Source organism: Pontibacterium sp. (assembly GCF_041587635.1).
Classification (GTDB): Bacteria; Pseudomonadota; Gammaproteobacteria; order Pseudomonadales; family Balneatricaceae; genus Pontibacterium.
Genome location: NZ_JBFGYC010000615.1, coordinates 1 through 2,260, shown reverse-complemented (window position 1 = coordinate 2,260; position 2,260 = coordinate 1). Strand labels below are relative to the sequence as shown.

The 2,260-nt window shown below is 51.1% G+C and carries 1 protein-coding gene and 2 pseudogenes; all 3 read left to right on the top strand.

Going from position 1 to position 2,260, the window contains the following annotated elements; all coding sequences use genetic code 11:
* A pseudogene (locus ABYW01_RS19830) lies at positions 1 to 689 on the top strand (F0F1 ATP synthase subunit alpha); the annotation flags it as partial.
* Between the two features lie 78 nt (positions 690 to 767).
* On the top strand, positions 768 to 1,631 hold the full coding sequence (atpG, locus tag ABYW01_RS19825) for a F0F1 ATP synthase subunit gamma (RefSeq protein ID WP_372836130.1): 864 nt from the start codon (positions 768 to 770) through the stop codon (positions 1,629 to 1,631).
* 36 nt (positions 1,632 to 1,667) lie between these two features.
* A pseudogene (locus tag ABYW01_RS19820) lies at positions 1,668 to 2,260 on the top strand (F0F1 ATP synthase subunit beta); the annotation flags it as partial.

Here is a 2,260-nt window from a genome sequence, read left to right as displayed (position 1 = left end):
CATACCCTGGTGACGTATTCGACTTGCACTCCCGTCTGCTGGAACGTGCTGCGCGCGTTAACGCTGACTACGTTGAGAAGTTCACCAACGGTGAAGTTAAGGGCCAGACTGGTTCCTTGACTGCACTGCCAGTGATCGAAACTCAGGGTGGTGACGTGTCTGCATTCGTACCAACCAACGTTATCTCCATCACTGATGGTCAGATCTTCCTGGAAGCAGACCTGTTTAACGCAGGTGTTCGTCCGGCGATCAACGCTGGTCTGTCTGTATCCCGTGTAGGTGGTGCAGCTCAGACTAAGATCATCAAGAAACTGGGTGGTGGTGTACGTCTGGCCCTGGCTCAGTATCGTGAATTGGCAGCGTTCGCACAGTTCGCTTCTGACCTTGACGATGCTACCCGTGCTCAGCTTGAGCATGGCCAGGCTGTAACTGAGTTGATGAAACAGAAACAGTACTCTCCAATGTCAGTCGCTGACATGGGTCTGAGCCTGTACGCTGCCAACGAAGGTTACCTGGGCGATGTGGACCTGAACAAGATTCTGGACTTTGAATCTGCGCTGATCTCCTTCTTCAACAGCGAATACGCTGACCTGATGGGCAAGATCAACGAAAACGGCGGTTACAACGATGAAATCGCTGCGCAGTTCAAGGCTGGTATCGAGAAGTTCAAGTCTACCCAAACTTGGTAAGTACTCAATTTGAGTAGGTGGTCTGGGCTGCTTCGCAGCGCAGACCAGCCACTAAGTTAAGGTTAAGAAGGCGGAACTATGGCAGTCGGAAAAGAGATTAAGACGCAAATTGCGAGCATCGGTAGTACGCGTAAGATTACCAGCGCCATGGAAATGGTTGCTGCGTCTAAAATGCGTAAGGCTCAGGATCGCATGCAGTCGTCCCGTCCCTATGCCCGGAGTATCCGTGGTGTAATTCAGCACCTGGCTAAGTCGAACCCTGAGTACAAACATTTGTACCTGCAGGAGCGTGAGACTAAACGCGTTGGTTTTATTGTAGTAACAACCGACCGTGGCCTATGTGGTGGTTTGAACGTAAACGCTTTTAAAGCAGCTGTATCCAGCATGAAAGAGTTCCATGACCAGAACGTCGAAATCGATGTCTGTGCACTGGGCTCCAAAGCTGTTGCATTCTTTAAAAGCTATGGTGGCAACGTTGTTGCGGCAAAAACCCAGATGGGTGACCAACCAGAAGTTGGTGATCTGATCGGGGCCGTAAAAGTGATGCTCGATAGCTATGAAGAAGGCAAGCTGGACAAGCTGTTCATTGTGTCTAACGAATTCGTTAACACAATGACACAGAAGCCAAACGTCGAACAGGTGCTGCCTTTGAAGGCAGAAGACGACGATGAGCGTCTTAACCATCACTGGGATTACATCTACGAGCCAGATGCAAAAGAGCTGTTAAACGGCTTGCTGGTTCGTTATATCGAGTCTCTGGTGTACCAGGCGGTGGTTGAGAATAACGCCTGTGAACAGGCAGCCCGTATGCTGGCGATGAAGAACGCAACTGACAACGCAGGCAATCTGATTGATGAACTTCAGATGGTCTACAACAAAGCTCGTCAGGCTGCGATCACTCAGGAAATTTCTGAGATCGTTGGTGGTGCTGCTGCTGTATAAGCAGTCAACAGGTTTAAAAGTTAAGAGGATCCGAACATGAGTAGCGGAACTATTGTTCAGATTATCGGTGCAGTAGTTGACGTGGAATTCCCACGTGACAACGTGCCGAAGGTTTACGACGCATTGACCGTCGATAAAACCGGCCTGACACTGGAAGTTCAGCAGCAGCTGGGTGACGGTGTCGTACGTGCTATCGCAATGGGTCAGACTGAAGGCGTAAGCCGCGGTCTGGACGTTGCAAACACTGGTGCGCCAGTTTCTGTACCTGTTGGTACTGCGACCCTGGGTCGTATTATGGACGTACTGGGTAACCCAATTGATGAGTGTGGCGAAATCGGCGAACAGGAAAGAATGCCTATTCACCGTAAAGCGCCCACCTATGAAGAGCAATCGGGCGGTACCGAACTGCTGGAAACCGGCATCAAAGTTATCGACTTGCTGTGTCCTTTCGCCAAGGGCGGTAAGGTTGGCCTGTTTGGCGGCGCGGGGGTTGGCAAAACCGTCAATATGATGGAGTTGATCCGCAACATCGCTATCGAGCACTCCGGCTACTCGGTCTTCGCCGGTGTCGGTGAGCGTACCCGCGAGGGTAACGACTTCTATTACGAAATGCAGGAAGGCGGCGTTCT

Excerpts from the sequence above, each read along its gene's own strand:
- atpG (WP_372836130.1), top strand. The coding sequence starts at position 768 with ATGGCAGTCGGAAAAGAGATTAAGACGCAAATTGCGAGCATCGGTAGT.